The sequence below is a fragment of the Acetomicrobium mobile genome (genome assembly GCF_937920065.1).
Genome location: NZ_CALETC010000101.1, coordinates 1 through 1,448, shown reverse-complemented (window position 1 = coordinate 1,448; position 1,448 = coordinate 1). Strand labels below are relative to the sequence as shown.

Here is a 1,448-nt window from a genome sequence, read left to right as displayed (position 1 = left end):
ATTGATGAAGGCTGGCGTTTAGGAGTTCACATAGCGGATGTATCGGAATATGTTAGACCCGATAGCTGTATTGACCTGGAAGCTAAAGAAAGGAGCTTTTCTGTTTATTTGGTCGATAGGGTAATTCCAATGTTGCCTCCCCAGCTTTCTTCTGACCTGTGTAGCTTAATTGAGAACGAGGACAGGTTGTGTCTTACAGTTGAAATGGTGTTGGATCGCAGAGGAGACATCCTGAGATATGAAATTGTACCAAGCGTGATACGTGTCCGAAAGCGGCTGACCTACGAGGAAGTCCAAGAAGTTTTAGATGGTAAAAGGACCTTGGGAAGAGAGGCTGATAAGATCTTAAGTCACCTTGCAATCCTGTCAAATGCGCTATACAAAAAAAGGAGAAAAGCGGGAATGATAGAGTTCGATTTCCCGGAGACGAAGGTAGAACTTGATGAAGAAGGGACGCCAATCGATATAAAGGCCATTGAGCGGACATTTGCCCATCGCATTATCGAGCACATCATGATACTTGCTAATAGCGTAGTAGCGGAATATATATTTAGTAATAGTGCATTAACGATCTATAGAGTTCATGAAAAACCAGATGTGGAAAAATTAACACAGCTGAAAAAAACTCTTTCTTCCATTGGAGTGGGAACAAAGAAAATAAGTCCATCAAACAAGGCCATAAATCGCCTGCTAAAAGGAGTTGAAGGGCTACCTTGCAAGAGATTGGTCCACACTCTAGTTTTACGTTCCTTGCCAAGGGCACGCTATGATTCCAGGTGTTTGGGACATTTTGGGTTAGCACTAAAATATTATTTACACTTTACTTCACCCATAAGAAGATATCCCGATTTAGTTGTTCATAGGATAGTGCACACCTTGATTCAAAAGAACCGGGAAGCACTAATTGACTTTAGCGTCCAAGAGCTTTCGAACCTTTCAGCCTATATTAGCGCAACGGAAGAAAAGACAGAAGAAGCGGAGAGGACCTCCATCAAGATCAAAATTGCTGAATATATGGAGAGTAAAGTAGGCGAGGTTTTCGATGGCGTCATATCTTGGGTGACCCCGAGGGGGATGTTCATCGAGCTTGATAATACGGCGGAGGGGTTTGTCCCTTTGGAAAGACTTGAACCTTATGACCAATTTTTTTACGACGAAGACGATCTTTGTTTAAGAGGGCGCAAGGGCAAGGCTTTTCGCTTAGGTGACATTGTAAGGGTGCGATTGACATATGTCGATAAGGTTTCAAACTTGATATACTTTCAGTTGTTCCCTGGTAAGGAGTGATGAGCATGAAAGAGTCTTTCGTCCATAAACCGCCTCAAGGGGGATACCTGCCATTTTTGCTGGTCTTTGCTTTGTTGGCTTTACTTGGCATCTTTATAACTATGCCAATAATTCGTCCTTTGATGTGGGCTGTCATCTTTTCTTTTATTTCATATCCATTG

At 42.4% G+C, this 1,448-nt stretch carries 1 protein-coding gene; it reads left to right on the top strand.

Features of this window, described 5'->3' with window-relative positions; all coding sequences use genetic code 11:
* Positions 1-1,287, top strand: a 1,287-nt coding sequence (locus tag Q7P41_RS04420; protein WP_303882437.1) for a ribonuclease R family protein, incomplete at its 5' end; no start/stop codon positions are given.
* Positions 1,288-1,448: the final 161 nt, after the last annotated feature.